Here is a 23,518-nt window from a genome sequence, read left to right on the forward strand (position 1 = left end):
GCGGTTGGAGGCCGGCCGGCGGGGCGGGGTTCCGGGGTTTACACGGCGTTCACAGCCCAGCTCGACGCGTCGAAACCGGTCGTTACGCCGGTTTTCGGGCCCCAGTCGACCACCGGCCGCTTGATCAGGCTGGGGTTGGCCAGCAGCACGGGACGGGCCGAAGCGGCGTCGACCACGGCGTCGCGCGTGGCCTCGTCGAGCTTGCGCCAGGTGGTGCCTTTGCGGTTCACCAGCGCCTCCCAGCCGGGGGCCTTGAGCCAGCGGTCGAGTTCGGCCTCGGGCACGCCCTGTTTCTTGAAATCGTGGAAGGCGTAGGCCACGCCATGGTCGTCGAGCCAGGCGCGGGCGCGCTTGACGGTGTCGCAGTTCGGAATGCCGTATAGGGTTGTCATGGCCGCCATGATGCCGCGAGCGGCGGGTCGGCGACAATGCCGGCCTCCATGGAAACCCTGAACGACTGGCTCGCGCGCGCCGAGCACCTTCATCCCGACAAGATCGAACTCGGGCTCGATCGCGCCAAAGAAATGGCGCAGCGTCTGGGCCTGCGTTTCGACTGCCCCGTCATCACGGTGGCGGGCACCAACGGCAAGGGTTCGACCTGCGCCATGCTCGAGTCGATCCTCACGCACGCGGGCTACCGCACGGCCGTGTTCACCTCGCCGCACCTGGTGCGCTTCGAGGAGCGGCTGCGGCTGAAAGGCGAAGCGGTCGATGCTTCCAAACTGATAGCAAGCTTCGAGGTGGTGGAAAGGGCCCGCGGCGACATGGCCCTGACCTACTTCGAGTTCACCACGCTCGGCATCCTGCATTGCATGATCCAGGAGAAGCCCGACGTGGCGATCCTCGAGGTCGGCCTGGGCGGCCGGCTCGACGCGGTGAACATCGTCGACGCCGACTGCGCGGTCATCACCAGCATCGACCTGGACCACATGGAATACCTCGGTCCCGACCGCGAAAGCATCGGCTTCGAGAAGGCCGGCATCCTGCGCGCCGGCAAGCCCGCCATCGTGAGCGACCCGGTGCCGCCGCAAAGCGTCATCGACCACGCGAACGCCATCGGCGCCGACCTGTGGCGCTTCGGGCACGACTTCAACGTCTCGGGCGACAAGCAGCAGTGGGGCTGGTCGGGCCGGGGGCGACGCTACAGCGGGCTGGCCTATCCGGCGCTGCGCGGCGCCAACCAGTTGCTCAACGCGGCGGGCGTGCTCGCGGCGCTCGAGGCGCTGCGCCCGCAGCTGCCGATCACGGCGCAGGCGGTGCGCAACGGGCTCGCGATGGTCGAGCTGCCGGGCCGCTTCCAGATCGTGCCGGGCGAGCCCACGCTGGTGCTCGACGTGGCGCACAACGCCCACGCCGTCGCGGCGCTGGCCGAGAACCTCGACGCGATGGGTTTTTCGCCCACCACGCACGGCGTGTTCGGCGTCATGGCCGACAAGGACCTCGCGCCCATCCTGGCGCGCATCGGGCCGCTGATCGATCGCTGGTACTTCACCGACCTGCCCACGCCGCGCGCCGCCAAGGCCGCCGATCTGCTGGCCGCGTGGCAGGCCCAGAACACGCGCAAAGACGCCTCGGGCAGCGTGCACGCGAGCCCGATGGACGCCCTGCGCGCGGCCATCGAGCAGGCAGGTGCCACTGATAGAATCGTGGTCTTCGGATCGTTCTTCACCGTGGGTGGCGTCCTCGAAAACGGCACCCCCCGGCTGCAAGCCAAACACCTGCTGCCAGGCGGCTGATCGTCGGGCTGTCCACACCCATCCGGCACCATCGGGCACCACCTCGCTGCACTCCTCCAGGGATCGAACTTCATGGCGTTTTTCAAGTTCCGCGCGCGCGGCCCACAAGGCAACGAAGGACGCAGCGCCCCCGCGGCGGTGCCGGCGGAAAGTGTCGAAACCATGCGCCGGCGTGCGCGCCACCGGCTGCTCGGCGCGGCGGTGCTGGTGCTGGTCGGTGTGATCGGCTTCCCGCTGTTGTTCGACACCCAGCCGCGCCCCGTGCCGGTCGACATCCCGATCGAGATTCCTGACCGCAACAAGGCCAAGCCGCTGCCCGTGCCCGCCACGCCGGCACCCGCAACGAGCAGCGCGCCTTCTTCCTCGTCCGATGGCAGCTCCCGCGTGGCCGCGGCCTCGTCGGCCGGCGGCATGATCACCGAGACCGCCGACGGCACCGTGATCGAGCCGGGCGCGACGGTGCCCGCGACTCCGGCGGCGCCCAAGCCCGCCGTCGAGCCGAGAAAGCCCGAACCCAAGCCGGAACCCAAACCCGAGCCGAAGCCCGAACCCAAACCGGAGCCCAAGCCGGAGCCGAAAAAGCCCGAACCGAAACCCGAGCCCAAGCCGAAGCCGGAACCCGCCAAGCCCGCCGCAAATGCCGACGACGGCGCCCGCGCCCGCGCGCTGCTCGAAGGCAAGCCGCCCGCCGCCGCGCCCAAGCCGGCCGCCGACGACAACGGCCGCTTCGTGGTGCAGGTTGGCGCCTTTGCCGATGCCGACAAGGCGCGCGAAGTGCGCCAGAAGCTCGAGCGCGCCGGCCTCAAGACCTACGTGCACGTCGCCAAGACGGCCGACGGCGAGCGCACGCGTGTGCGTGTCGGGCCGTTCGCCTCGCGCGCCGAGGCCGAGAAGGCTGCGGACCGGGTCAAGGGCTTGTCTTTGGCCGCGGCCATCCTCACGTTGTAAGCACCGTCATCGCCCGCTGCCTGTAGTTCATTGCCGTGGCCCTGCTCGACTGGATCGCCATCGCGCTCATCGTGCTGTCGATGCTGTTCGGGCTGGTGCGCGGCCTCGTGTTTGAAGTGATTTCGCTGATCGGCTGGGTGGCCGCCTTCATCGTGGCCCAGTGGGTGGCCTCCGACGTGGCGGCCTGGCTGCCGTTCGGCGACCCGCAGGCTACCTGGCGCTACCCGCTGGCCTTTGTGCTGGTGTTCGTGGCGGTGGCGTTCGGCGTGGGGCTGGCGGCAGCCCTCACGCGCAAGCTGATCGCCGCGGTCGGCCTGCGGCCGGTGGACCGGATTTTGGGAGCAGCGTTCGGCGCGGCACGGGGGGCAGTGGCCCTGCTCGTGCTGGCGGTCGTTGTTCATTTGCTGGCGTTGAGCGACAGTGCCTGGTGGCACGAATCGCGCAGCGCCATTGTTCTCGATGCGGCATTGCAGGGCCTCAAACCCTCGCTGCCTGAAAAGTTGGCAAGCTACCTGCCCTGAGAGGAATCGTTCATGTGTGGAATCGTCGGCGTTGTCAGCAACGCACCCGTCAACCAGTTGCTCTATGACGCGCTGCTGCTGCTGCAGCACCGCGGCCAGGATGCGGCCGGCATCGTGACCTTGCTGGAACGCAAGTTCTTCATGCACAAGGCCAAGGGCATGGTGCGCGACGTGTTCCGCACCCGCAACATGCGCGCGCTGCCGGGCAACGTGGGCCTGGGCCAGGTGCGCTACCCGACCGCGGGCAACGCCTACAGCGAGGAAGAGGCGCAGCCCTTCTACGTGAACGCGCCCTTCGGCATCGTGCTGGTGCACAACGGCAATCTGACCAACGCGCACGCCCTGCGCGCGGAGCTGTTCTCCACCGATCACCGCCACACCAACACCGAGAGCGACTCCGAAGTGCTGCTCAACGTGCTGGCCCACGAGATCGAGCGTTCCTCGCGCGGCGTGCCGCTGCACCCGGCCGAGGTCTTCGCCGCCGTCAAGAACGTCTACAAGCGCCTGCGCGGCTCGTACGCCGTGGTCTCGCTGATCGCCGGCCACGGCCTGCTCGCCTTCCGCGACCCCTACGGCATCCGCCCGCTGTGCATGGGCCGCAACGCCGACGGCACCGTCATGGTGGCCAGCGAATCGGTCGCGCTCGAAGGCTCGGGCCACGTGTTCGAACGCAACATCGAGCCGGGCGAGGCCGTGTTCATCGACCTCGAAGGCAACGTGCACTCGATGCAGTGCGCCGAAGGTGCGTCACTCAACCCGTGCATCTTCGAGTTCGTGTACCTCGCGCGTCCCGACTCGGTGCTCGACGGCATCTCGGTGTATCAGGCACGCCTGAACCTGGGCGAAACGCTGGCCAAGCGCGTGGTCTCGACCGTGCCGCCGAACCAGATCGACGTGATCATTCCGATCCCCGAGTCGAGCCGTCCGAGCGCCACGCAGCTCGCGCACCTCCTGGGCATTCCGTACCGCGAAGGCTTCGTGAAGAACCGCTACGTGGGCCGCACGTTCATCATGCCGGGGCAGGGCGTTCGCAAGAAGTCGGTGCGCCAGAAGCTCAACGTGATTGCGAGCGAGTTCAAGGGCCGCAACGTGCTGTTGGTCGACGACTCGATCGTGCGCGGCACCACCAGCCGCGAGATCGTGCAGATGGCGCGCGACGCCGGCGCCCGCAAGGTCTACCTGGCCAGCGCCGCGCCGCCGGTGCGCTACCCGAACGTCTATGGCATCGACATGCCGACCAAGGACGAACTCGTGGCGCACGACCGCACCGTCGAGGAAATCCGCGAACTCATCGGCTGTGATGCGCTCATCTACCAGGACGTCGACGCCATGAAGCGCGCCATCGGCTCGCTCAACCCGAAGCTCGCCGGTTTCGATGCCTCGTGCTTCGACGGCGTGTACGTGACGGGTGACATCGACACCGAGGCCATCTCTCGCATGAACGGCAACCGCCCGCGCATCGAGGAAAACGAAGAAGACGCTTCGCGCCTCGCCCTGCCGAACCCCAGCGAGTAAGAGAAAGAAGAGAGGGCCGACGTGAGCGACAACGAACGCACCCTGCCGCCCGGCCTGCACCGCGACACCCTCGCGCTGCGCACCGGCCTGGCACCCAGCCAGCACGGCGAGCACTCGGAGGCTCTGTTCCTCACGAGCGGCTTCGTGCAACCCGACGCCGAAACCTCGGCCCGCCGCTTCGCCGGCACCGAGGCCGGCTTCACCTACTCGCGCACGTCGAACCCGACGGTCGCCAGCTTCGAGCAGCGCCTGGCCGCGCTCGAAGGCACCGAGGCCGCCATCGGCGCTTCGACCGGCATGGGCGCGATCCTCATGATGTGCATGGGCCTGCTCAAGGCCGGTGACCATGTGATCTGCTCGCGCTCGGTGTTCGGCTCCACGCTGAACCTGTTCGGCAAGGAGTTCGCCAAGTTCGGCGTCGAGACCACGTTCGTCTCGCAGACCGACGTGGCCGAATGGCGCGCCGCGCTCAAGCCCAACACCAAGCTGCTGTTTGCCGAGACGCCGACCAACCCGCTGACCGATGTCTGCGACATCCGGGCGCTGGCCGACCTGGCGCACGGTGCCGGTGCGCTGCTCGCGGTCGACAACTGCTTCTGCACGCCGATCCTGCAGCGTCCGACCGAACTGGGTGCCGACCTCGTCATTCATTCGGGCACCAAGTACCTCGACGGCCAGGGCCGCGTGATGGCCGGCGCGATCTGCGGGCCCTCGAAGCTCATCGTCGACGTCTTCGGCCCCGTGGTGCGCACCGCCGGCATGGCGCTGTCGCCGTTCAACGCGTGGGTCGTGCTCAAGGGCATGGAGACGCTGGGCGTGCGCATGCAGGCGCAGTGCGCGAACGCGCTGGCCGTGGCGCAATGGCTCGAAACGCAGCCCGGCGTGGCGCGCGTGTACTACCCCGGCCTGGCCTCGCACCCGCAGCACGAACTGGCCATGCGCCAGCAGTCGGGGCTGGGTGGGGCGGTCGTGTCCTTCGACGTGGTCGGCAACGACCCCGAGACGGCGCGCGCCAACGCGTTCCACGTGATCAACAGCACGCGCGTGGTGAGCATCGCCACCAACCTGGGCGACACCAAGTCGATCATCACGCACCCCGGCACCACCTCGCACGGCCGCCTCACCGAGGCGCAGCGCCAGGCCGCGGGCATTAGCCAGGGCCTGGTCCGCTTCGCGGTCGGCCTGGAATACATCGACGACATCAAGGCCGATCTTTCGCGCGGCCTGAGCACCCTGACTTCCTGATTCTTCATTTCATGACCGGCAAAGTTCGCACCCGCATCGCACCGTCTCCCACCGGCTTCCTGCACCTGGGCACGGCGCGCACCGCACTCTATTCGTGGGCCTACGCGCGCCACCACGGCGGCGAGTTCGTCTTGCGCATCGAGGACACCGACGTGGCCCGTTCCACGCAGGACTCGACCGACCAGATCCTTGCGTCGATGCACTGGCTCGGCCTCGACTACGACGAAGGCCCGATCTACCAGATGCAACGTCTCGAGCGTTACCGCGAAGTCATCGCGCAGATGCTCGCGGTCGGCACGGCCTACCACTGCTACTGCACGCCGGCCGAACTCGACGAGATGCGCGAAGCGCAACGTGTGCGCAACGAGAAGACGCTGTACGACCGCCGTTGGCGCCCCGAGCCCGGCAAGGTGCTGCCGCCCGTGCCCGAAGGCGTGCCGCCCGTGGTGCGCTTCTGCAATCCGCCCGAAGGCGACGTGACGTGGAACGACCTCGTCAAGGGCGAGATCACCATCAACAACCGCGAGATCGATGACCTCATCATCCTGCGTCCTGATGGTGTGCCCACCTACAACTTCGCGGTGGTGGTCGACGACTGGGACATGGCCATCACGCACGTGTTCCGCGGCGACGAGCACATCAACAACACGCCGTGGCAGATCAACATCTTCCGCGCGCTCGGCGCACCGCTGCCGCAGTTCGGCCACGTGCCTGTGATCCTTGGTGACGACGGACAGAAGCTCTCGAAGCGCCGCGGTGCCGTGAGCGTCACCGCGTACGAGGACAACGGCTACCTGCCTGAAGCCATGCTCAACTACCTCGCGCGCCTCGGCTGGAGCCACGGTGACGACGAGTTGTTCACGCGCGAGCAGATGGTGAGCTGGTTCGACGGCACGCACCTCTCGAAGAGCCCCGCACAGTGGGACGCAGCCAAGCTCGCGTGGGTGAATGCGCAGTACATCAAGGCCAAGAGCGGCGACGAGCTTGCGCCGCTTGTTGCAGCGCAGTTGCAAAAGCGAGGCATCGTCGCCGACGCGCGTTTGCCCGCGATCTGCGCGCTCTTCAAGGACCGTTGCGATACGACAGTGGCGCTCGCTGGTTGGGCTGCAGCGTTTTATGCGGACATCGAAGTGACCGATGCAGACCGCGCGCAGCACATCACCGATGCAGTGAAGCCCGCGATCGCAACACTCGTTGAAAAATTGATGACGGTCGCCTGGGAGAGGGCCGAAATCGCAGTTATGATCAAGGAAGTCCTCGCGACACACGCGCTGAAAATGCCCGTGTTAGCGATGCCAGTACGAGTGCTTGTGATGGGAACATCGCAGACACCGTCCCTCGATTCAGTGCTCGAAATTTTTTCCCGCGAAAAAGTTATCGAGCGATTGAAAAAGGCCTGAAAAATCGGGCTATAATTCGAGGCTCGACACCCACACGGGGGTATAGCTCAGCTGGGAGAGCGCTTGCATGGCATGCAAGAGGTCATCGGTTCGATCCCGTTTACCTCCACCATCAAAGTGTCGAGTAGGTTAGAGATGCTGATCGCAGCACGTCCAAGGTTTTGACCCTATCGTCTAGAGGCCTAGGACACCACCCTTTCACGGTGGCTACCGGGGTTCGAATCCCCGTAGGGTCGCCAGTTTCACTTCGGTGAAGTCGGCACGAGTCGTCAACACTCGGTTCCGCAAGGAACGAACGTTGTCTACCAGGAGTGGTAGTTCAGTTGGTTAGAATACCGGCCTGTCACGCCGGGGGTCGCGGGTTCGAGTCCCGTCCACTCCGCCAGTATTTGGAGCTTGCTCCAGCAAAAAAGCCACCTTCGGGTGGCTTTTTTGTTTTCCAGCGCGGTTGTGGCTTGATGGCCTGAATGCACTCCAACGCTTACGGTGGTTGCCCGTGAGCCGAGCGGAAAAAATCTTCTGTGTGACGAGAGGTCCGACGCGGGCGAGCCCTGTGCAGATCGTGGATTTCTTGGCCGCGCTGGTCTGGATGTTGGCCGCCGTGCCCCTGGCGCTACGGCGCACTGGCATCCTGCATGCGCATCCGCAGAGCCGACAGGACTTTCCCCGGGCCATCGACGCGTGAAGTCCGGGCATACTCGCGCGCCCTCCGGGTTTCTTTCCAACAACTCCAAGAAGAACTTCATGTCTGGACACGGTTTTCACGTGCATGGTCCGCACGATCACGAACTCGAACATGCCGCTTCCGGCGGTCACGACCATGGCCATGGCCATGGCAATGCCGATGCCGCCTCTTCAGGCAAGGGCATGAGCACGACGGGAAAGATCGCTGTGTGCACCGCCGCCATTGCGACGGCGGGCGCGATCTTCGCGTACATGGGCGGGGCCACGCAGGCCAACGCCGGCCTCTACAAGAACAACGCGGCCATCAAGAAGACCGAGGCCTCCAATCAGTGGAATTACTTCCAGTCGAAGAGCACCAAGCAGGCGCTGGCGGAGTTCGCACGCGACACCGCCACCGACGACGGCCGCCGTCAAGGCTGGCAAGTGAAGGTCACTCGCTATGAGCAGGAGAAGACCGACATCCAGGCTGCTGCAAAGAAGCTGGAAGATGAGGCCAGCCGCTGGGACGCGCAATCCGAGACCCAGATGCACCAGCACCACCGCTGGGCGCAGGCCACCACCGTGCTGCAGGTCTCCATCGCGCTGGCGGCCATTGCGCTGCTCACCCGGAAGAAATGGCTGGAGCGCGCCATGTACGGCGTGGCCGTCGCAGGGATCGCGATCGGCGCGCTGGCGGCGCTGCACATCTAGGACCCGCGGGGGCGATTCACCAGCGCGTGAATCCCGCGGAAGTCCAGCCGTTCCAGCAGGTCCAGAAGCAGGGCCATGAACGCAGCGTAGGTGGCTTCGTCGGCGTGGCGTTCGATCCAGTGCTCGATGTCCGTGACGCGGCCCTGAAGCGCCAGGCTGGCGAGCTCGTCCAGCGCGTGATCCTCCGGCATGACATGTCGAGGGATGGCAGGCATCGGTGATGGCTCGCCAGGCTCTGTCTCCCGCTGCGCGACGAGAGGCCAGTCCGCGTCGGATGAATCGACCGGCACCGACAGCGCGAAGGAGAACGTGGCGCCCTGGCCGGCCATGCTGGCCACGCTCAGTGTCCCGCCCATGGCCGAGACGATGCGCTGCGCGATGAACAGGCCCAGTCCCGTGCTGCCGCTCGCGGCGTGTATTTGCTGGAAGGCGCCGAAGATGTCGACGTTGCGGCTCGTGTCGACGCCGATCCCGGTGTCACTGACCGCGAAGTTCAGGACACAGGCGCGCCCCTCGGGCCTGGCCGTGACCGACAAGGTCACCACACCGTCGCGCGTGAACTTGGCGGCGTTGGACAGCAGGTTCAGCAGCACCTGCTGCATGCGCTTTCCGTCCAGGCCGATGTGCCGGGGCATTCGCTCGGAAGGGTGATAGCGAAAGCGGTTGTTCTGCTGCGCGCACAGGGCGACGGCGTAGTCGGAAATGTCGTCCAGCAGGTGCGGCAGGTCGGTGGTGACGGGGCGGACCGTCAGCGGTTGCAGTTCTGCCTTGGCGTATTCCAGCAGTTCGTCGATCAGGTGGAGCTGGTACTTGACGCTGCGCTGGATGGTCAGCAGGTGCTTGCGCTGCTTGTCGTGCGCATCGGCGAGCAGGAGCGACGCGTACCCGCCGATCGTCGCAAGCGGTGCGCGCAGGTCGTGGCCGATGTAGCCCAGGATCTCGACTTTCTGATGGGCCTTGGCCTCGATGTGGGCGAGGGCGGCGCGCAGATCGGCATGCAAGGCGGCGGCGTGCATGTTGCCGAACACCAGCGCGTAGCCGATGTGGGTCAGTTTCAAGCCGAAGGCCAGCAGGGTCTGGAAACTCCCCGATGCCAGAAAGTCCTGTGGCACGGGAAAGAAGGGGGTGCCGGCCAGGCGTGCACCATGAACCAGCAACGCCAGCGAGGCGACGACGAGCACCTCGAGATGGATCTTTCCCCCGCGCGCACGACCCATCGTGCACAGTGCCTGAAGCGTCATCAGGGCGATCACGGACTGGGCCGCGCCGTACACGTAGACACGCGCCGAGGTGTCGTACGTGACATAGGAGAAGAAGGCCAGCAAGGTCATTTCCACAGACACGACCCCTGCCATCCACGGCAGCCACGCGCGGCGCCGATCGAAGAACAGGCAGATGCCTGCATAGAACAGCACCGAACTCAGTGTCGTGAGGAAATTCCCGAGGAGGATGGAGAAGAAGTCCGGGATTCTGTCTCGCAGGATGAGCAGCAAGGCGCCGATTCCGAAGACAAGGAAGCCGACGCCCCAGAACACCAGATAGCGTGCGCGTCCCTTCGCCCACAGCGCCAGCATGCCGGCGGCAAGGACGAACTCCACCAGCGCCGTGAAGAACGCAGCAGTTCCCAGATTCAAGTTCATTTGGACTTTGATCGACGCCTGGCGACGCGCGTCGCTCCGATGGGAGTCTGATTCTGCGGACGATCTCGTCAGCCGCCTTTGCCTGGCGGTGCGCCGGTTTTGATCGGGCGCCCTGTCCGGTCAATGACCGGTCCGCGCCTGCCCTGGCTGCGGAAATTCAAGAGGAGCGCAGCGCTACCCCAGCAGCAGGACCTGCGTGCCGTCGGAGGCCACCATGACGCCGGGCGAGGCCGCATCGATCTCGATGCGGATGCCCATGTGCAAGGCCGGGTCCAGGGGGCGCTGGCGGCCCACGTTGAAGAGCGCCACGTCGCGCAGGTAGGTGTCGTGCTGCGCCAGGTTCAGCACGAACTTCTCCGGATAGGCGCCGGTCGCGCTCAGGTGGTCCGAGAATTTCTCGGTCATCGTGACGAAGAGGAACAGCGGGTTGTCGGCCATGCCGCGAATCTAGCTGCGCTGCCCGCCATCCGACTCCCGCGTTTGTGGGAGGGGAAGAGGCGCCCGGCCGAAGCCCTCAGGCCATCCCGTAGCGCAGCAGCCAGTTCCAGATCACCGCGGACCCGTTCGACATCGCCAATGCCGCCTTCGCGTAGCCCATGAGGTCGGCCAGCCGCACCTCGGCGCGGATCACGACGTCGTGGCGCTGCAGGTCTTCCTCCTTCACGTCCGCGCGCCGCCGGTCGAGCTCGTCGCGCAGCACGGTGGCGTAGGCGCGCGGGCTCTTCAGGCGCAGGAACATGATCGGCTCGACCACGGCGTCGAGCGCGGGATCGACGAAGGTATGGATCTCGGGATCGCGCGACACGACCTGGTCGCCGTGCGCGTCCCGGATGAGCTGCTGGGCCTCTTCGAGCGAGGCCTCGTTCGCCGCATAGATCCGGCCACCGCGCCCTTCGCAGATGAAGATGTACTGGTCGGGGCGCGAGAGCCAGTCGACCGGCCCGCGCTGGGCGAAGACGGCCAGGCCCTCGGCACCGGGCAGCAGCGACTGGCGCAGCGGGTACTTGGTGAGGGGGTCTTCAGCGAACATCTTGCAGCTTCCCCGACATGACGACCGGCGACGCGTCGGCGCGTCGGTCGGAGGGCACCACCAGCACGTCGCCCGTGGCCCAGCACAGCACACGCTGCGCGACGCTGCCGAACAGGAAGTCGGCCAGCGGATGGGCGCGGCGCTTGCCGACCACGAGCAGTTCGGCGCGTGCATGCTGCTGCTGCACCGTGGCCTGCCGCGCCGGGTCGCCGCGGCCGATGGCCGACAGCACACGGTTGCGCCGTGCGCTCGACGAATCGGTCAGCGAGAAGAGTCGCTCGCGCGCCTGCCGCATGCTGTCGTGGCGGTAGGTCTTGATCGCGTGGTCCGACACCTCGGCGTAGCGCAGCTTGCTTTCGTGCATCGTGTTGAGCGCATGGAACAGTTCCAGCGCGGCATTCGGGTCCAGCCCGTGGGCCAGGCTCACGAGCTCGCGCGAGGCGGGCGTGAAGTCGACGGCCACCAGGATGCGGCTGTACCGCAGACGCGTGTCGAGCCGCGTCACGAGCGCCGGGCAGCGCAGCTGCCGCAACAGGCGCTCCACGGGTTGGCCGGTGAAGAAGGCGCCGGGCGAGCGGTCGCGTTCGTGGCTCAGCACCACGAGGTCGACGTAGCGCGCCTCGTCCACGATCTGCGCGAGGCCGCCGCTCGGTCCCGCGACCTGCTTGACCAGCACGTCGAAACGCGAGGCCATGGTGCGGGCCAGGCCTGCGAGTGCGGTGGCCGCTTCGGCGTGTGCGAGCGGCGCGAGGTCCGCGGGCGCGTACACGAGCTTCAGCAGCGCGCCATGTTCGGCCGCGAGCAGGGCGGCCCGTTCGACCGCGCGGTTGCCGCGTGCCGTCAGATCGGTGACGGCGAGGATGGATTGAAAAGAAGGCGTGTTGGATGCGACGCCGCCGCCGGGAAGCACGTGCTCCCGCTGAACCTGATGGTGATGCATGACGCACTCCAGTCGAACGCGACCCCGGAGGACGGGGGCGCAGCCGCGCGGGGCGGGTGCCCGGCGGTCGATGGTTTGCGCTGAAAGAGAAGGGAAAGAGGCGGACCGCCGGGCTCAGGAATGTGCTGGCGTCTGCTGAGCCGCCGCTGTCATCCACGCCAACGCAGGCGTGCAACCGCCGGGGCGGGACGTCAAGGTGTGGAAGGAGGGGTGGGCGTTCATGCGGGCGAGTCTAGGCCAGATGCGGCCGAATCCGTTCAGTACCCGCACGACCTTTGCCAGATTGAAAGGGCGCCGTGCACCTCGCGCATCGCTCGACTTCCCTTTTTTCTTTCTCATTTGTCATGCGCAAGAGGGGACGTGTTTCCGTGTCCCCGGTCTTTCTGGAGGTTCACGCATGAGATCCACCCTAGCGGCCGGCCGGGCCGCAGAGATAGCCCATGAGCGCATCGACGATCGAGGCCTCGAGCGCGGCCGGCTCGAACTGCGCGGGCGGCTCGATGACGGCCGCATGCACCAGCGTCTCCATGATCTGCAGCACCACCCAGGTGGCGAGGTCGAGGTTGCGCGGCGCGAGCTCGGGGCGGTGCTCGTCCAGCAGCTGGCGCACGCGGCGGAAGATGTCGTGGTCGGCCGCGCTCTCTTCGCGCGGCGCATCGAAGAAGGGGAACTCCTTTTCGAGCACGCGATGCAGTTCGGGATACACCGCATGCGCCGCGAGCAGCGCACGCACCATGGCCTGCACGCGCCCGCGCAGGCTGCGCGCGCGCGATGTGGCCAGCACGTCGTCGATGGCCGCGTACATCTGCGCGGCGTGTCGCTCGTGCAGCGCCGTGATCAGCGAGTCCTTGTTCGGGAAGTACTGGTAGAGCGAACCCACGCTCACGCCGGCACGTTCGGCGACCACGTTGGTGTTGGTGCCGGCATAACCGCGTTCTCCCAGAACGCGAGCCGTGGCTTCCAGAATGACCTCGACCATCTGCTGGGAGCGCGCCTGGCGCGGCGCCTTTCTTGGCTGGGGAAGGGAATTCATCGGGCGTCTCGAATGCGAGTTTTCAATGCGAGTGAAGGCTCGTATTCTAAGAAGAACCGAGCAAATGCTCGCATTCAAGCGTTCTCAACATCCGAATCGATACACACACCATGACTGCCAATGCCTCCGAGGCCCACGCGCCGCGTGCGTTGCCTTCCGCCTTCCCGCTCCTGCAGCGGATCGCCGCGGTCCCACCCGAACGGGGCACGCGGCTGGAAGCCCATGTCCTCCAGTGCCGCCTCGTGACGCCGCACATGCGCCGCATCACCCTCGGCGGCCCGGACGTCGCCGCCTTCTTGCGCCACGCGGCAGTCGACCAACCCGGCGCCTGGGTGAAGGTGTTCGTGCCCGGCGGCGAAGGGCGCGCCTACACCATTCGGCGCATCGACCGCGTCGCCGCCACGCTCGAGCTGGACTTCGTGCTGCACGGCGACAGCGGCCATGAAGGCCCGGCCTCGGCCTGGGCGGCACGGGCGCAGCCGGGTGAGAGCATCGGCTTTGCCGGGCCGCGCGACGGCGGCTTTGCGCCCCCGGACGACGCGCGCTGGGTGATGCTGGCCGGCGACGCGACCGCGCTGCCCGCGATCCAGGCGATTGCCGCGAGCCTCGGGCCGGAGATCCGCCTCAAGACCTATGTCGAAGTGCCCACGGCGGCCGATGTGCAGGAGATCCGCAGCCAGGCTGTGTTGCGCACCTGCTGGCTCACCGGCGATCCGGCCGAGCCGGGGCTGGCGCTTCAACAACAGCTGATGCACCGGCCGCAGCCGGCGGGGCCCGGTTACATCTGGCTGGCGGGCGAGTCGGGCGTGGTGCGCACCTTGCGCGCCCATTTCCTGAACGACCAGGGCCTGGCGCGCACGCGCCTGACCGCCAAGGGCTACTGGAAGCACGGCGAAGCCGATCACCGCGACCGGGCCTGAGCCCGACGCGCCGGGTCAGTGTTCCGCCGGTGCGTGGCGCACGCGGGTGTCCGAAGGCCGTTCGCCGAAGCGCGCGCGGTACTGGGCCGCGAAATGGCCCAGGTGCAGGAAGCCGTACTTCTGTGCCACGTCGCGCACGCCCGTCTGCGTGGACGCGGCCTGCAGTTCGGCGCGCACGCGGTCCAGCCGCAGCTCGCGCAAGAACTCCATCGGTCCCTGGCCCGCATGCTGGCGGAACGCGAGCTGCAGGGCGCGCGCGCTGCAGCCGGCCTCGCGGCACACGTCGGCCAGCGACAGCGGCTGCTCGGCGTGTGCGGCCATGAACTCCTGCGCCTTGCGCACCGCGCGCGGCAGCAGGTGGCGCTGCGCGTCACCGGCGAGGGCGCGTGAGTGGTTGTGGCCCGCCGACATCAGCAGGCTCGACATCAGGTACTCCTCGGCATGCTCGGCCAGGCGCCCGCCGCCCTGCAGCGCATTGCCGGCATCGAGCGTGAGCCGCAGGTAGTCGATGAAGTGCACCAGCGGCGCGAGCGCGGGGTTGTCCAGCGGCACGCCGAGGTCGAACACCAGGTGCTGGCGCACGGGGGCCTGCAGCAGTGCCTCGAGCCGCGACAGCAGCGCGGCGCGCGCGATGCGCACGATCAGGTGCGGGCTGTCGTCGGCCCAGCGCATCGACAGCAGTTCGGTGGGCGAGGGCAGCGAGGCGACGCGCGGCGTGGCCTCGACCTGCTGGCCGCCGCAGCGGATGTCGGCGCCGCCGCGCAACGGAATCTGCAACAGGAAGAAGTCTTGCAGGTAGCCCGGGTCGATCTGCACGCCGGGGCCGTACTGCACGTAATTGAGGCTCACGTCGCGGTGCAGGCGGGCGCTGTGGTGGCAGGCGTCCAGTTCGGTGCGCGGGCGCAGCATCGTGAGGCCGTGGGGGCAGAACACGCGGGCCACGCTCTCGCGCGCCTCGTCCATGTCGTGGCTCTCGAACAAACGGTAACGCTGCAGCGGCAGCCGTGGGGCGGTGGCGGTTTCCATAGGGAGGCGGGCAGACCGTAGCAAAAAGCCTTCCAGCCCACAATTCGGGCCGTCCCTTGGACCCCTCGAAAAAACCTGCGCGGCAGGGACAGCCCCTGCGTTTTCCGGATCGGCCGGCGAGGCCCGGCGCTCTACCTTTGGCCCATTCGCCGAACCGGCGATTCAACCGAGGAGAGCAAGCGTCATGTTCAAGGGTCTCGAAGGCAAGAGCGCCATCGTCACGGGTGGTTCGACATTGATAGGCGCCGGCGTGGTGCGCGCCTTCCACGCGGCGGGCGTGAAGGTGGTCGTCGCCGACATCGACGCCGACAAGGGCCAGCCGCTGGCCGACGCACTGGGCGCCGGCGTGCGCTTCGTGCGTACCGACATCACCGACGACGCCCAGGTGAAGGCCTGCGTCGACGAGGCCGCGGCCCGCCACGGCGGCGTGCACTTTCTGGTGAACCTGGCGTGCTCGTACGTGGACGACGGCTTCAAGTCGCCGCGCGCCGACTGGCTCACCTCGTTCAACGTGAACGTGGCCAGCGCCGTGGCCATGCTGCAGGCGGTGCACCCGCACATGGTGGCGGCCGGCGGCGGGGCGGTGGTCAACTTCACCAGCATCTCGTCGCGCGTGGCCCAGACCGGGCGCTGGCTCTACCCCGTGAGCAAGGCCGCGATGGCGCAGCTCACGCGCAACATGGCGATGGACCTCGCACCCGACCGCATCCGCGTGAACAGCGTCTCGCCGGGCTGGACCTGGTCGGCCGTGATGGACCAGCTCACGGGCGGCGACCGCGCGCGCACCGACCGCGTGGCCGCGCCCTACCACCTGCTGGGGCGCGTCGGCGATCCCGACGAGGTGGCGCAGGTGGTGCTGTTCCTGTGCTCCGAGCACGCGAGCTTCGTCACCGGCGCCGACTACGCGGTCGACGGCGGCTACTCCGCCATGGGCCCGGAGCAGGCTGTGCCAGCCATTCCCCGCCTGATGGAACCCTGATCGGCATTGACAACAACACCACGAGACAACGAAAGAAGGAGCAAGCCATGAAGCGAATCGCCATCGTCGGCGCGGGCCAGTCGGGCCTGCAACTGGGACTCGGTCTGCTGGACGCAGGCTACGAGGTCACCATGTACAGCAACCGCACGGCGGACGACATCCGCCACGGCAAGGTCATGTCGAGCCAGTGCATGTTCCACACCGCGCTGCAGGTCGAGCGCGACCTCGGGCTCGACCATTGGGCCAGCGACTGCCCCACGGTGGACGGCATCGGTTTCGCCGTGCCGCACCCCGAGCAGAAGGGCGCCAAGGCCATCGAATGGGCGGCGCGGCTGAACTCGAGCGCGCAGTCGGTCGACCAGCGCGTGAAGGTGCCGGCGTGGATGGCGCTGTTCCAGCAAAAGGGCGGCGAGCTGGTCTTCAAGGACGCCGGCATCGACGACCTCGAGGCCTGCACCCGCAGCCACGATCTCACGCTGGTGGCCAGCGGCAAGGGCGAGATCTCCAAGCTCTTCGAGCGCGACGCCGCCAAGTCGACCTACGACCAGCCGCAGCGCGCACTGGCGCTTACCTACGTGAAGGGCATGCGCCCGCGCACGCCGTACTCGGCCGTGTGCTTCAACCTGATTCCGGGCGTGGGCGAGTACTTCGTGTTTCCGGCGCTCACCACCACGGGCCCGTGCGAGATCATGGTGTTCGAAGGCGTGCCCGGCGGCCCGATGGACTGCTGGGCCGACGTGAAGACGCCGCAGGAGCACCTGGCGCGCAGCAAGTGGATCCTCGACACCTTCACGCCCTGGGAGGCCGAGCGCTGCGCCGACATCGAACTCACCGACGACAACGGCATCCTCGCGGGCCGCTTCGCGCCCACCGTGCGCAAGCCCATCGCCACGCTGCCCTCGGGCCGCAAGGTGCTCGGCCTGGCCGACGTGGTCGTGCTCAACGACCCGATCACGGGGCAGGGCTCGAACAATGCGGCCAAGTGCGCCGACACGTACCTCAAGAGCATCCTGGCGCGCGGCGAGGGCGCGGCCGATGCGCCGTGGATGCAGCAGACCTTCGACCGCTACTGGTTCGGCTACGCGCAGTGGGTCACACGCTGGACCAACATGCTGCTCGCACCGCCGCCGCCCCACGTGCTCAAGCTGCTCGGCAGCGCGGGCGCCGTGGCGCCGATGGCCAGCGCCATCGCCAACGGCTTCGACGATCCGCGCACCTTCTTCCCGTGGTTCGCCGACCCGCAGGAGGCCGACCGCTACCTCGACACCTGCGCGGCTGCTGCGGCAGCAGCGGCTGCGTAGGCGGAGCCAGCGCATGACACGACGCGTGGCCATCGTCGGCGCCGGCCAGTCCGGCATGCAGCTCGCACTGGGCCTGCGGGCCAAGGGGTACGCCGTGACGGTGTATGCGAACCGCACGGCGCAGGAAATCTTCGACGGGCCGGTGATGTCCAGCCAGTGCATGTTCGAGACCGCGCTGCAGACCGAGCGCGAACTGGGGCTCGACAGCTGGGCCGACACCTGCCCGGTGGTCGAGGGCATCGGCATGTCGGTGCGCAGCCCCGAGGGCCAGCGCGCCATCGCGTGGGAGGCCAGGCTCGACGGCCCCGCGCAGTCGGTCGACCAGCGCCTGAAGATCTCTGCGTGGATGCAACTCTTCGAGGCGCGCGGCGGCCGTCTCGTGCACCAGGACGCGGACATCGACACGCTGGAAGACTGCGCGAGCACGCACGACCTCGTGGTCGTCGCGAGCGGCAAGGGCGAGATCTCGGCGCTGTTCTCGCGCGACGAAGCGCGCTCGCCGTTCGACGCGCCGCAGCGCGCGCTGGCGCTCACCTACGTGAAGGGCATGCGCCCGCGCGAGCCGTTCGCGGCCGTGAGCTTCAACCTCATTCCGGGTGTCGGCGAGTACTTCGTGTTCCCCGCGCTCACCACCAGCGGCCCGTGCGAGATCATGGTGTTCGAAGGCGTGCCCGGCGGCCCGATGGACTGCTGGGACGACGTGAAGACGCCGCAGGAGCACCTGGCGCGCAGCAAACAGATCCTCGAGAACTTCCTGCCTTGGGAGGCCGAGCGCTGCACGCACATCGAACTCACCGACGACCACGGCGTGCTGCGGGGCCGCGTCACGCCCGTGGTGCGCCACCCGGTCGCCACGCTGCCTTCGGGCCGCCAGGTGCTGGGGCTCGCCGATGCCGTCGTGCTCAACGACCCGATCACGGGGCAGGGCTCGAACAACGCGGCCAAGGCGGCCGACATCTACCTCAAGCGCATCCTCGAACATGGCGACGCGTCGTTCGATGCCGCGTGGATGCAGCAGACCTTCGACCGCTACTGGGAGGGCTACGCCCGCTGGGCCACCGACTGGACGCACAGCCTGCTCACGCCGCCTGCGCCGCACCTGCAGAAGCTGCTGCAGAGCGCCACGCACAGGCCGGCCGTGGCGAGCGCGGTGGTCAACGGTTTCGACGACCCGCGCAACTTCGCACCCTGGTGGTTCGACGCGGCCGAGGCCGATCGCTTTCTCGAAGCGAAGGCGCGCGAGGCCGCGGTCGACCGCTTCGACCGGCGCGACTTCCGCAAGGCGCTGGGCCAGTTCAGCACCGGCGTCACCGTGATCACCACGCGCGCGCTCGACGGACGCCGCGTGGGCATGACGGCCAACTCGTTCTCGTCGGTGTCGCTCGATCCGCCGCTGGTGCTGTGGAGCCTGGCGCGACAGGCGCCCAGCGTGGCCGACTTCACCGGCGCGAGCCACTTCGCGATCAACGTGCTGGCCGCGCCGCAGCATCATCTGTCGCGCCAGTTCTCGACGCCGCAGGCCGACAAGTTCGGCGGCGTCGACTGCTGCGAAGGCACGGCCGGCGTGCCGCTGCTCAACGGCGTGCTCGCGCGCTTCGTGTGCCGCAACGTGCGCCAATACGACGGCGGTGACCACCTGATCTTCATCGGCGAGGTCGAAGGCTACGAACGCTTCGACGGCGAGCCGCTGGTTTTTCACTCGGGCTACTACCAGGTCACGACGCGCCATCCGGAATGCGTACAGTGAGCCCCTGGATCCCCACGTCCACCTTTGAGCATTGAACGGAGTCATACACCCATGCAGAACAAGGCATCCCCATCGTCGTCGCAAGACATCCGCATCCAGGCCGCCGACGGCAGCGGCAGCTTCGGCGCCTACCTGGCCCTGCCGCGCGGCAGCACCGGCCCGGGCCTGGTGCTCGCGCAGGAAATCTTCGGCGTCAACAAGACCATGCGCGACGTGGCCGACTACTACGCCGAGGAAGGCTACGTGGTGCTCGTGCCCGACCTGTTCTGGCGCCAGGAGCCCGACGTGCAGCTGGGCTACACGCCCGACGACTGGCAGCGCGCCTTCGCGCTGTACCAGGGCTTCGACGAAGCGCTCGGCATGCAGGACATGCAGGCCGCCATCACCGCGCTGCGCCAGCGCCCCGAGGTGCCCGGCGGCAAGGTCGGCGTGCTCGGCTTCTGCCTGGGCGGCAAGCTCGCCTACCTGGCGGCCTGCCGCACCGACGCGGACGTGGCGGTGGGCTACTACGGCGTGGGCATCGACGCCGCGCTCGACGAGGCCGACCGCATCCGCTGCAAGCTGGCACTGCACGTGGCCGAGCTCGACGGCTTCTGCCCGCCCGAGGCGCGCGACCGCATCGTGCAGACCCTGCGCGGCCGGCCGAATGTCGAGGTGCATGTGTACCCCGGCGTCGACCACGCCTTCGCGCGCGTCGGCGGCGAGCACTTCCACCGTGCCTCGGCGCTCATGGCGCACGAGCGCAGCGTGGCCGCGCTGAAGTCGGCCATCGGCCCGAACTACGACCTGGCGGCGCTGTGGGACAAGCACTGCGAGTACGAGTTCGGCACCCGCAATGTCGACGACACCATGGGCACCATGGTGGCCGAGCCCTACGTCAACCACATCCCGACCATGACGGGCGGCGTGGGCTACAGGAACCTGCACGCGTTCTACACGAACCACTTCGTCAACAGCAACCCGCCCGACACCTCGCTGGTGCCGATCTCGCGCACCGTGGGCGCGACGCAGGTGGTCGACGAGATGCTGTTCTGCTTCACCCACACCACCGAGATCCCGTGGATGCTGCCCGGCGTGGCGCCCACCGGAAAGCGCGTGGAGATCCCGCTGCTCGCGGTCATCAAGTTCCGCGGCGACAAGCTCTACCACGAGCACATCTACTGGGACCAGGCGAGCGTGCTGGTGCAGGTGGGCCTGCTCGACGCGGCGCTGCTGCCGGTGGCGGGCGTGGAAACGGCGCGCAAGCTGCTCGACGAGACGCTGCCGTCGAACACGCTGCTGACGCGCCCGCGCGGCTGATCCCTCAGGCGCCGCTGTTGGCCGGCGGCGCCTGCTGCAAGCGGTAGTCGCGCGGCGCCATGCCGTGCTGCTTGCGAAATGCCGCGGTGAAACGGCCGTGGCACTCCCACCCCGCCTCGGCCGCGATGGCCTGCACACTCAGCTGCGTGTCGCGCAGCAGCCGCGCGGCCAGCGCCAGCCGCTCGGCGACGAGCGGGCCGTAGACCGTCGTGCCCTCGGCCTCCTTCACATGGGCCTGCAGCCGCGTGGCGCGCAGGTCGAGCCGCTGCGCGAGCGCATCGACCGTCCACGCTTGCGCCGGCGCTTCGCCGAGCAGCGCGCGCAGCCTGCGCACCGTCTGCGCTGCCGCACTGCCGTGGGTGTCTTCTGAACGTGCGGGGCGCAGCAGCTGCGCCAGGTCGAGCAGCACGCAGGTCAGCAGCTCGGTCGCGCGTGCGTGGAACAGCGGCACGAAGGCCGGGCGATCGGAGGGCTCGTCGCCGATGCGCGCCAGGCAGTCGCGCACGCGCGGCGTGAGCGCCGCGTTGCACAGCACGCGGCCGTCGTCGCGCTCCACCAGCTCGCTCATCTGCCGCGCGGGCAGCCGCACGCCCAGCGCATGCAGCCAGCGCGGCAGCAGGTCGCGCCGCAGGCGGAACTGGACGAAGTTGTTGCGGCAGGCGCCCGGAATGTGGATCAGGTAGCCGCCGTCGCGGTTCGGCGTGCGCAGCAGCGCGCGGTCGACGCGGAAGTCGAGCGGCCGGCCTTGCGCGCTGCCGATCTCGCCCGTGACGTGACCTGAAAGAAAGAAGGTCAGCAGCAGCTCGTTGCCGGGCGCCAGCTGCACGTGCAGGTCGTCGTTCAACCTGAAATCGAAGTACAGCGCGCTCGCGCCTTCCCAGGGCGTGGTGCGCAGCCGCAGGATGCGGCCCCCGTCGTCGGGCCAGCGCACCTCGCGGCTGGCGCCGTCGTGCAGGGCCGGCAGCGCGAGCGGTCGGTCGGCGGGCAGGCGGATCAGCGCGGCGTTGAAGTCGTCCTCGCGCAGCGCGGCGGCCGTGAACGGCGAAGGCTGGATCGGCACAGTCTGCGATGGGATCGGCATAGAAAACCCTGACAGGCGGCGTTAGCGTTGCAACACTTTGGTTTGAACGGAGTTTATGGATGAATGCTCGACGTGTCTGCCGGTTTCTGGGGCTCCTGGCGGCCCTCGCCGCGGGGTGCCTGCCGGCGCTTGCCGGTGCGCAGAGTGCCTGGCCTACGCGGCCGATTCGCCTCGTCGTGCCCTTCGTGGCGGGCGGCGGCGCCGACGTGGCCGCGCGGCTCATCGCCGCCAAGCTGCAGGTGCAGCTGGGCCAGCAGGTGGTGGTCGACAACAAGCCGGGCGGCAACACGCTGATCGGCGCGCAAGAGATCATGAAAGCCCAGCCCGACGGCTACACGCTGCTGTGGTCCATCGACCAGACCTTCGTGCTCAACCCGTCGCTGTACAACCGGCTGCCCTACGACCCGCGCAAGGACTTCACACCGGTGGCGCTGGCCATCACCTCGCCCACGGCCGTCATCGCGCGCACCCAGCCAGGCAGCGTGGGCGACGTGCATGAGCTGGTGAAGCGCGCCAAGGCCGCCCCCGGCAAGATCAACATCGGCGCCGCCGCGATCCTGTCGCAGATGGCGCTGGAAGAGTTCAACCGCAGCGCCGGCATCGAGACCACGCGCGTGCCCTACAAGGGCAGCGCTGAAGTGGCGCAGGCCACCATTGCGGGCGACATCGACGCGGCCTTCGACGGCATGGCGCCTTATGTGCAGTTCGTGAAGGCGGGGCGCGCGAAGATCCTGGCCGTCACCTCGGCCAGGCGCTTTTCGGGCCTGCCCGACGTGCCCACGCTCGACGAGCTGGGCTACAAGGGCGTCGACTTCTCCGTGTGGTTCGGCGTGGTCGGCCCGGCCGGCCTGCCGCCCGAGATCGCGAAGCGCGTGAGCGACGGCGTCGATTGGGCGATCCGCCAGCCCGATGTGGTCGAGAAGCTGCTGGTGTTCGGCTTCGAGCCGGCCGCGCAGACCAGCGCAGCAGCACTCAAGGGCCGCATCGACAGCGACCTGGTGCGCTACAGCCCGGTGATCCGCAAGCTCGGATTCAAGCTCGACTGAGAAGGAACGCGTCATGAAAACCGCGGGCCTGATCGGAGGCGTCGCGTGGCCTTCCACGCTCAGCTACTACCGCTTGTTGAACGAGCACATCCAGCGCGAACTCGGCGGCCTGCATTCGGCCCGCTGCGTGATCGTGAGCCTGGATTTCGCCGGCGTCGTCGCCGCCATGACCGAAGGGCGCCGCGACGATGCACGCGCCCAGATGGAAACCGCCGCGCGCCAGGCCCGTGCGGCCGGCGCGGAACTCATCGCCATTCTTGCGAACACCGGTCACTTCGCGGCCGACGCCGTGCAGGCTGCGGCGGGCGTGCCGCTGGTGCACGTGGCGCGCGAAACCGGTGACGAGATCGCGTCGCGCTTCCCGTCGATGCGCCGCCTCGGCCTGCTGGCCACCAGCTTCGCACTCGACGCGCCGTTCTTCGGCCAGATGCTGGGGGAGGGCGCGGGCTTCGAGCTGGTGCTGCCCGACGCCGCGCAGCGCTGCACGCTCGACGCGGCCATCTTCGGGCCGCTGGCGCGCGGCGAGGCCAGCCCCGCCGACGTGGCCGTCATCTCGACGCTGTGCAACGCGCTCGTGGCGCGCGGTGCCGAAGGCATCGTGCTGGGCTGCACCGAGCTGAGCGCCGTGAAGCCCTGGATCGCGTGCGCCGCGCCGTTGTTCGATTCCACCGACATCCACGCCCGCGCCATCGTGCGCGAGATGACCCGGGCCTGATTCCATTTCCACACACAGAGAA

At 68.1% G+C, this 23,518-nt stretch carries 22 protein-coding genes, 3 tRNA genes and 1 pseudogene; 18 read left to right on the forward strand and 8 right to left on the reverse strand.

Annotated elements, in window-relative coordinates; genetic code table 11:
- Positions 1 to 38: 38 nt before the first annotated feature.
- Complete coding sequence (locus AC07OH_RS27030) at positions 39 to 392, reverse strand: ArsC family reductase (protein WP_495302749.1); 354 nt, start codon at positions 390 to 392, stop codon at positions 39 to 41.
- Positions 393 to 428: 36 nt separating this feature from the next.
- On the opposite strand from AC07OH_RS27030, the gene folC reads away from it, so the two are divergent.
- From folC to AC07OH_RS27080, 10 genes are all read left to right on the forward strand, one after another.
- On the forward strand, positions 429 to 1,736 hold the full coding sequence (folC, locus tag AC07OH_RS27035; RefSeq protein WP_495302750.1) for a bifunctional tetrahydrofolate synthase/dihydrofolate synthase: 1,308 nt from the start codon (positions 429 to 431) through the stop codon (positions 1,734 to 1,736).
- A gap of 72 nt (positions 1,737 to 1,808) precedes the next feature.
- Entirely contained in the window at positions 1,809 to 2,684 is an 876-nt protein-coding gene (locus AC07OH_RS27040; RefSeq protein WP_495302751.1) for an SPOR domain-containing protein, read from the forward strand.
- Positions 2,685 to 2,719: 35 nt separating this feature from the next.
- On the forward strand, positions 2,720 to 3,205 hold the full coding sequence (locus tag AC07OH_RS27045) for a CvpA family protein (protein ID WP_070062414.1): 486 nt from the start codon (positions 2,720 to 2,722) through the stop codon (positions 3,203 to 3,205).
- Between the two features lie 12 nt (positions 3,206 to 3,217).
- Positions 3,218 to 4,720, forward strand: a complete 1,503-nt coding sequence (gene purF / locus AC07OH_RS27050; RefSeq protein ID WP_489058104.1) for an amidophosphoribosyltransferase — start codon at positions 3,218 to 3,220, stop codon at positions 4,718 to 4,720.
- Positions 4,721 to 4,741: 21 nt separating this feature from the next.
- Complete coding sequence (locus AC07OH_RS27055) at positions 4,742 to 5,965, forward strand: O-succinylhomoserine sulfhydrylase (protein ID WP_489058105.1); 1,224 nt, start codon at positions 4,742 to 4,744, stop codon at positions 5,963 to 5,965.
- 11 nt (positions 5,966 to 5,976) lie between these two features.
- Entirely contained in the window at positions 5,977 to 7,365 is a 1,389-nt protein-coding gene (gene gltX, locus AC07OH_RS27060; RefSeq protein WP_495302752.1) for a glutamate--tRNA ligase, read from the forward strand.
- Between the two features lie 36 nt (positions 7,366 to 7,401).
- Positions 7,402 to 7,477: transfer RNA gene (locus AC07OH_RS27065), tRNA-Ala, on the forward strand.
- 51 nt (positions 7,478 to 7,528) lie between these two features.
- A tRNA-Glu gene (locus AC07OH_RS27070) sits at positions 7,529 to 7,604 on the forward strand.
- Positions 7,605 to 7,673: 69 nt separating this feature from the next.
- Positions 7,674 to 7,750: transfer RNA gene (locus tag AC07OH_RS27075), tRNA-Asp, on the forward strand.
- 359 nt (positions 7,751 to 8,109) lie between these two features.
- The gene (locus tag AC07OH_RS27080) at positions 8,110 to 8,739 is read left to right on the forward strand and encodes a DUF4337 domain-containing protein (protein ID WP_495302753.1); all 630 of its coding nucleotides are present in this window, start codon (positions 8,110 to 8,112) and stop codon (positions 8,737 to 8,739) included.
- On the opposite strand, the gene AC07OH_RS27085 is transcribed toward AC07OH_RS27080, so the two are convergent.
- The 5 genes from AC07OH_RS27085 to AC07OH_RS27105 form a co-directional block, all read right to left on the reverse strand.
- On the reverse strand, positions 8,736 to 10,379 hold the full coding sequence (locus AC07OH_RS27085; RefSeq protein ID WP_495302754.1) for an ATP-binding protein: 1,644 nt from the start codon (positions 10,377 to 10,379) through the stop codon (positions 8,736 to 8,738). The genes AC07OH_RS27080 and AC07OH_RS27085 overlap by 4 nt on opposite strands.
- A 174-nt stretch (positions 10,380 to 10,553) precedes the next feature.
- Complete coding sequence (locus tag AC07OH_RS27090) at positions 10,554 to 10,817, reverse strand: hypothetical protein (protein WP_489058109.1); 264 nt, start codon at positions 10,815 to 10,817, stop codon at positions 10,554 to 10,556.
- 76 nt (positions 10,818 to 10,893) lie between these two features.
- Entirely contained in the window at positions 10,894 to 11,409 is a 516-nt protein-coding gene (locus tag AC07OH_RS27095) for a hypothetical protein (protein WP_489058110.1), read from the reverse strand.
- On the reverse strand, positions 11,399 to 12,349 hold the full coding sequence (locus tag AC07OH_RS27100; RefSeq protein WP_489058112.1) for a universal stress protein: 951 nt from the start codon (positions 12,347 to 12,349) through the stop codon (positions 11,399 to 11,401). Before AC07OH_RS27100 ends, AC07OH_RS27095 begins: the two co-directional genes overlap by 11 nt.
- Positions 12,350 to 12,758: 409 nt before the next feature.
- Positions 12,759 to 13,382 (reverse strand): TetR/AcrR family transcriptional regulator, encoded by a 624-nt coding sequence (locus tag AC07OH_RS27105; RefSeq protein WP_495302755.1) that lies wholly within the window; start codon positions 13,380 to 13,382, stop codon positions 12,759 to 12,761.
- Positions 13,383 to 13,492: 110 nt separating this feature from the next.
- On the opposite strand from AC07OH_RS27105, the gene AC07OH_RS27110 reads away from it, so the two are divergent.
- Positions 13,493 to 14,302, forward strand: a complete 810-nt coding sequence (locus tag AC07OH_RS27110) for a siderophore-interacting protein (RefSeq protein ID WP_495302756.1) — start codon at positions 13,493 to 13,495, stop codon at positions 14,300 to 14,302.
- A 15-nt stretch (positions 14,303 to 14,317) separates the two neighbouring features.
- On the opposite strand, the gene AC07OH_RS27115 is transcribed toward AC07OH_RS27110, so the two are convergent.
- On the reverse strand, positions 14,318 to 15,328 hold the full coding sequence (locus tag AC07OH_RS27115; protein ID WP_495302757.1) for an AraC family transcriptional regulator: 1,011 nt from the start codon (positions 15,326 to 15,328) through the stop codon (positions 14,318 to 14,320).
- Positions 15,329 to 15,512: 184 nt separating this feature from the next.
- Between AC07OH_RS27115 and AC07OH_RS27120 the strand changes: the two genes are divergently transcribed.
- From AC07OH_RS27120 to AC07OH_RS27140, 5 genes and pseudogenes are all read left to right on the forward strand, one after another.
- A complete protein-coding gene (locus tag AC07OH_RS27120; protein ID WP_492699218.1) occupies positions 15,513 to 16,307 on the forward strand; it encodes an SDR family oxidoreductase in 795 nt (264 codons plus the stop codon).
- Positions 16,308 to 16,354: 47 nt separating this feature from the next.
- Positions 16,355 to 17,608 carry a styrene monooxygenase/indole monooxygenase family protein gene (locus AC07OH_RS27125; RefSeq protein ID WP_495302758.1) on the forward strand — a complete coding sequence of 418 codons (1,254 nt, stop codon included), beginning with the start codon at positions 16,355 to 16,357 and terminating at the stop codon, positions 17,606 to 17,608.
- A 13-nt stretch (positions 17,609 to 17,621) separates the two neighbouring features.
- A pseudogene (locus AC07OH_RS27130) lies at positions 17,622 to 18,857 on the forward strand (styrene monooxygenase/indole monooxygenase family protein); the annotation flags it as partial.
- A gap of 36 nt (positions 18,858 to 18,893) precedes the next feature.
- Positions 18,894 to 19,355 carry a flavin reductase family protein gene (locus AC07OH_RS27135; protein ID WP_253252594.1) on the forward strand — a complete coding sequence of 154 codons (462 nt, stop codon included), beginning with the start codon at positions 18,894 to 18,896 and terminating at the stop codon, positions 19,353 to 19,355.
- A 51-nt stretch (positions 19,356 to 19,406) separates the two neighbouring features.
- A complete protein-coding gene (locus AC07OH_RS27140; protein WP_495302759.1) occupies positions 19,407 to 20,654 on the forward strand; it encodes a dienelactone hydrolase family protein in 1,248 nt (415 codons plus the stop codon).
- A 4-nt stretch (positions 20,655 to 20,658) separates the two neighbouring features.
- On the opposite strand, the gene AC07OH_RS27145 is transcribed toward AC07OH_RS27140, so the two are convergent.
- Positions 20,659 to 21,735, reverse strand: a complete 1,077-nt coding sequence (locus tag AC07OH_RS27145; protein WP_495302760.1) for a helix-turn-helix transcriptional regulator — start codon at positions 21,733 to 21,735, stop codon at positions 20,659 to 20,661.
- Between the two features lie 59 nt (positions 21,736 to 21,794).
- Here AC07OH_RS27145 and AC07OH_RS27150 point away from each other — a divergent pair, with 59 nt between their 5' ends.
- Positions 21,795 to 22,781 carry a Bug family tripartite tricarboxylate transporter substrate binding protein gene (locus AC07OH_RS27150; protein WP_495302761.1) on the forward strand — a complete coding sequence of 329 codons (987 nt, stop codon included), beginning with the start codon at positions 21,795 to 21,797 and terminating at the stop codon, positions 22,779 to 22,781.
- Between the two features lie 13 nt (positions 22,782 to 22,794).
- Complete coding sequence (locus tag AC07OH_RS27155; RefSeq protein WP_495302762.1) at positions 22,795 to 23,496, forward strand: aspartate/glutamate racemase family protein; 702 nt, start codon at positions 22,795 to 22,797, stop codon at positions 23,494 to 23,496.
- Positions 23,497 to 23,518 lie beyond the last annotated feature (22 nt).

The organism is Variovorax sp. GW821-FHT10C12 (genome assembly GCF_059415405.1).

What these genes read in the sequence shown, in the direction of transcription:
- AC07OH_RS27125 (WP_495302758.1), top strand. Translation starts at nt 16,355, where the DNA reads ATGAAGCGAATCGCCATCGTCGGCGCGGGCCAGTCGGGCCTGCAACTG.
- AC07OH_RS27040 (WP_495302751.1), top strand. Translation starts at nt 1,809, where the DNA reads ATGGCGTTTTTCAAGTTCCGCGCGCGCGGCCCACAAGGCAACGAAGGA.
- AC07OH_RS27105 (WP_495302755.1), bottom strand. Translation starts at nt 13,382, where the DNA reads ATGAATTCCCTTCCCCAGCCAAGAAAGGCGCCGCGCCAGGCGCGCTCC.
- AC07OH_RS27100 (WP_489058112.1), bottom strand. Translation starts at nt 12,349, where the DNA reads ATGCATCACCATCAGGTTCAGCGGGAGCACGTGCTTCCCGGCGGCGGC.
- purF (WP_489058104.1), top strand. Translation starts at nt 3,218, where the DNA reads ATGTGTGGAATCGTCGGCGTTGTCAGCAACGCACCCGTCAACCAGTTG.
- AC07OH_RS27140 (WP_495302759.1), top strand. Translation starts at nt 19,407, where the DNA reads ATGCAGAACAAGGCATCCCCATCGTCGTCGCAAGACATCCGCATCCAG.
- AC07OH_RS27080 (WP_495302753.1), top strand. Translation starts at nt 8,110, where the DNA reads ATGTCTGGACACGGTTTTCACGTGCATGGTCCGCACGATCACGAACTC.
- AC07OH_RS27110 (WP_495302756.1), top strand. Translation starts at nt 13,493, where the DNA reads ATGACTGCCAATGCCTCCGAGGCCCACGCGCCGCGTGCGTTGCCTTCC.
- AC07OH_RS27155 (WP_495302762.1), top strand. Translation starts at nt 22,795, where the DNA reads ATGAAAACCGCGGGCCTGATCGGAGGCGTCGCGTGGCCTTCCACGCTC.
- AC07OH_RS27085 (WP_495302754.1), bottom strand. Translation starts at nt 10,379, where the DNA reads ATGAACTTGAATCTGGGAACTGCTGCGTTCTTCACGGCGCTGGTGGAG.
- folC (WP_495302750.1), top strand. Translation starts at nt 429, where the DNA reads ATGCCGGCCTCCATGGAAACCCTGAACGACTGGCTCGCGCGCGCCGAG.
- AC07OH_RS27120 (WP_492699218.1), top strand. Translation starts at nt 15,513, where the DNA reads ATGTTCAAGGGTCTCGAAGGCAAGAGCGCCATCGTCACGGGTGGTTCG.
- AC07OH_RS27145 (WP_495302760.1), bottom strand. Translation starts at nt 21,735, where the DNA reads ATGCCGATCCCATCGCAGACTGTGCCGATCCAGCCTTCGCCGTTCACG.
- AC07OH_RS27095 (WP_489058110.1), bottom strand. Translation starts at nt 11,409, where the DNA reads ATGTTCGCTGAAGACCCCCTCACCAAGTACCCGCTGCGCCAGTCGCTG.
- AC07OH_RS27030 (WP_495302749.1), bottom strand. Translation starts at nt 392, where the DNA reads ATGACAACCCTATACGGCATTCCGAACTGCGACACCGTCAAGCGCGCC.
- AC07OH_RS27115 (WP_495302757.1), bottom strand. Translation starts at nt 15,328, where the DNA reads ATGGAAACCGCCACCGCCCCACGGCTGCCGCTGCAGCGTTACCGTTTG.
- gltX (WP_495302752.1), top strand. Translation starts at nt 5,977, where the DNA reads ATGACCGGCAAAGTTCGCACCCGCATCGCACCGTCTCCCACCGGCTTC.
- AC07OH_RS27090 (WP_489058109.1), bottom strand. Translation starts at nt 10,817, where the DNA reads ATGGCCGACAACCCGCTGTTCCTCTTCGTCACGATGACCGAGAAATTC.
- AC07OH_RS27150 (WP_495302761.1), top strand. Translation starts at nt 21,795, where the DNA reads ATGAATGCTCGACGTGTCTGCCGGTTTCTGGGGCTCCTGGCGGCCCTC.